General features: G+C 41.5%; 4 protein-coding genes. All 4 read left to right on the top strand.

What is annotated here, in order from left to right; translation table 11 throughout:
• The first annotated feature begins 502 nt into the window (after positions 1-502).
• Positions 503-1,468: a hypothetical protein gene (locus PSI17_RS16205; RefSeq protein ID WP_273552947.1), complete on the top strand. Its 966-nt coding sequence runs from the start codon at positions 503-505 to the stop codon at positions 1,466-1,468.
• The gene (locus PSI17_RS16200) at positions 1,465-1,860 is read left to right on the top strand and encodes a DUF1240 domain-containing protein (RefSeq protein ID WP_273552946.1); all 396 of its coding nucleotides are present in this window, start codon (positions 1,465-1,467) and stop codon (positions 1,858-1,860) included. Before PSI17_RS16205 ends, PSI17_RS16200 begins: the two co-directional genes overlap by 4 nt.
• A gap of 236 nt (positions 1,861-2,096) precedes the next feature.
• Positions 2,097-3,245 (top strand): phage major capsid protein, encoded by a 1,149-nt coding sequence (locus PSI17_RS16195; protein WP_273552945.1) that lies wholly within the window; start codon positions 2,097-2,099, stop codon positions 3,243-3,245.
• Between the two features lie 43 nt (positions 3,246-3,288).
• Positions 3,289-3,518: HK97 family phage prohead protease (locus tag PSI17_RS16190; RefSeq protein ID WP_273552944.1), on the top strand; the 230-nt coding region annotated here is incomplete at its 3' end.

Here is a 3,518-nt window from a genome sequence, read left to right as displayed (position 1 = left end):
AAAAGAAAATAATAGATGTATAGTTATTTTTTAACTATACATCAACTGTACATTCTCTTCATTAGGGTAAAAAATGGGTGAACAGATGATACAGTCAGTGAATATCATATTAATTGCATCAAACCCTGATGTAGCAAGGCTTTCAGGGGATTGTGCAGAGGGTGCATAACTGAGAGGGTGAAAAAGATTTTTAGGGGGTATCTTCTGGCAGGCAAATAAAAGCCGGATGAATCTAAGAAGATAAATTTAGTGCATCAATTTGTTTTTTTATTAGGGTGCTATCTGAAATTTAAATCAGGTAATTATCTGATTTTATTTAAGAAGAGAGGTTAATCACAATTTTGCTGGTGATCTTTTATTCATGCTGGAATAGATAAGAATTGCTGTTATATCCTGTTTAATTGATGCTATATGGGAGTCGTGGCACAAATCACTTGATTGTTACATTACTTAATAGTAACTAATGAAATTATTTATAACGGATATTATGGAGAATTGAGGAATGACACATAAGAAATATAATCCCACTTGGGATGGTTATATGGGCGATGTTTTAAGGGGTAATGTGGGAATTAATCAGCTAAAACCCCAGCATGAATTTTTTGATGCCATTGGGTTAGAAAAAGTATTGAGTGATAATACCCAATATCACATCGTTCTTTCATTATCAGAAGCCAAAAGTATTATTGAGGATATCAGTCCCCGCCGTCCACAAAATCCAAGTCATGGAGAAGCCTTTGCAAGAGGTACGGAAGCAGAAAATCCAAGTTACGGAGAAGCCTTTGCAAGAGGTATGGAAGTAGATAACAATAAAAAAAGTCCTATGTCATATGTGTTTTCTGTCACAGATCCTATTTCTACCTATGCTGGAAATATCTATGATTCACGTAGCTTATATGATGTTATTCGAGAATTTAAGAGATTGGGCATTACAGCTACAGAGCATATAGGAGAAAATGGAAGAAGGTATATTCATATATCAGGGCATGCAGGTCTTAGACGTATTATCCAAGGAACGCGATATTGTGCCAATCATCCTCAAATGTTAATGATGGGAATAGGACAGCAAGGTCTTAATTCAAGTGTCATTGGTGGAGTTAGGTTTTGTATTATTTTTTCTATTGGTTATCGAATTATTGAAGGTATATTTAAAGATGAATATACATTGGCTGATTTTATTGGCAATATAACAATGGATATGGCTAAAACTGCTATTATTGCTGCTTCCTCTTGGGCTGTAGGTTCATTATTAACAGCTACTGCGCTTGTAGGGGGAAGTGTTGTTGCCGTAGCAGGTATTGTATTCCTCGTTGGGATAGGGGTAGCTATAGGATTGGATTATCTTGATAAACAATATCAAATAAGTGATAAAGTTATAAAATATATTAAAAATGAGATTGATAGAAAGAAAAGAACACCAGAGGCTAACCTGCAACAAATATTTAATGGATTAGGTAATATTAGATGAAGAATAAATACATTAAATTATTAGGCTCTTTGATAATGCTTATTGTAGTTACAAGCGTTATGATTCCTGTTAGCGAATACATTATTTCTTTAGTGCTTATGAAAGATTTGATAGTGTTTTCTGGTGCGGTTGTGATGTACTTTTTATCATTTCCACTAATATTTTATTCTATGGCAGGGTCTGCTTTTTTTTTCATATTTAATAGATTGCCAAAATATAATGAATGTATAGTGAAATATTTGAGCAAGTTAATGTTTATTTCATTAATTATCGGTTTTCCGATATCTTTTTTTGTAGGTTATCAACTGAAAAATGATGGCTACTTGGTTTGTGAAAAAATTTCATGGATGTCACCGACTACTTATGTTAAAGACATTAAGTTATGTAATTGAAAATTTTTGTAAATATTCCGTCCTCATGTTTCCGCAAGTTTAGCCCTCCTATATCGAGGGCTTTTTATTCTATTTTTCATAGATATATTAAGAAATGGCACTCAGACGTGAGCCGCCATCAGGCCGTTTAATCAAGCTGCGAGAAGTAGCCTGCGAGACGCAGAAAAAGATTATTCGGCCTACCCCTTTTGGAGCTGGTTTCACGTCTTGACATTCTTGTTTACGGAAACCATTTCATGAAAAAACTCCTCGAACTACGCCAGCAAAAGGCAACCCTTACCGAACAAATGCGCACCCTGCTCACCAAAGCCGAAACTGAAAAACGTTCCCTGACCGAAGAGGAAGCCAAACAATTCGACGAACTGCGCAGCCAGTCCGATGCCCTGAATGCCGAAATTGCCCGTTATGAGGCGCTGTCTGATGAAGAGTGCAGTCAGGCAAAAGCCCAGCCAACCAGCGAAAAACTCAGTAATGACGAACTGCGCCACTATATCCTGACCGGAGAAACCCGCACCTTGTCTACGGGCGTGCCGTCCGAGGGTGGCTATACCGTTATTCCCGAACTGAACAAACAAATCATGCAGCAATTGGCTGATGAGTCGGTCATGCGCCGGATCTGTACCCTCAAGACCACACGCAGCAACGAATACAAGCAGTTAGTTTCGGTCGGTGGCGCAGCGGTAGCCCATGGTGAAGAGGGCAAGGCACGCGGAGAGACAACCACACCGAAGATGGAGGAAGTCAGCATTAAGCTGTTCCCAGTTTACGCTTACCCTAAAACCACGCAAGAAATCATCGACTTTAGCGACGTGGATATCTTGGGCTGGCTGACCGCTGAAATTGCAGACACCTTCGTCGATACCGAAGAAACGGATCTTGTCAGTGGTGACGGCAGCAAAAAGGCGAAAGGCTTCCTGTCTTATCCCCGTGATACCCAAGCCGACAAAACACGCGCTTTCGGTACCCTGCAAAAGCTGGAAGTTGCCAGTCTTGAGGCCGACAGCCTGATTGACCTTAAGTTTTTGCTTAAGCACAAGTACCGCAAGAATGCCGTCTGGGTGATGAACTCCACGACCGCCGCCAAGGTGCAGAAGCTGAAAAACGGCAATGGCGATTACATCTGGCGGGAACGTTTGCAAGCCGGTGATCCGGATATGCTGCTGGGCTTACCTGTCCACTATCTTGAATTTATGCCGGATAACGTTATCGGTCTGGGTGACTTCAAGCGCGGTTACTTCATTGTTGACCATGAAACAGGCACCCGCACCCGTCCCGACAATATTACCGAACCGGGATTTTATAAGGTACATACCGATAAGTATCTGGGCGGGGGCTTGGTGGACTCCAACGCGATCAAGGTGCTGGAACTGAAAGCCGGCAAATAAGCAAGAGGGGCACAACGCCCCTTTTCAGTCTTGGAGTCCATAGATGAATAACGATTTTGAAATCCGCACCGCTTCCTTGTCAGCGTCAGATAAAAAGCTGGTCGGCTACGCGATCCGGTGGAACAGCCGATCCCGTCTCTTGTGGGATGAGTTTGTCGAACAGTTCGCCCCGAATGCCTTTCGTGCCAGTCTAACGGCGGGTACTGATGTTTTGGCACTTTATGAACATGATCACATGAACCTGTTAGGCCGCACCACGTCCGGCACCTTACA

It is taken from the genome of Xenorhabdus sp. IM139775 (assembly GCF_028598745.1).
Taxonomy (GTDB): domain Bacteria; phylum Pseudomonadota; class Gammaproteobacteria; order Enterobacterales; family Enterobacteriaceae; genus Xenorhabdus.
Note: the sequence above shows the minus strand (reverse complement) of the source record. Positions and strands in the feature narration are given on the sequence as shown.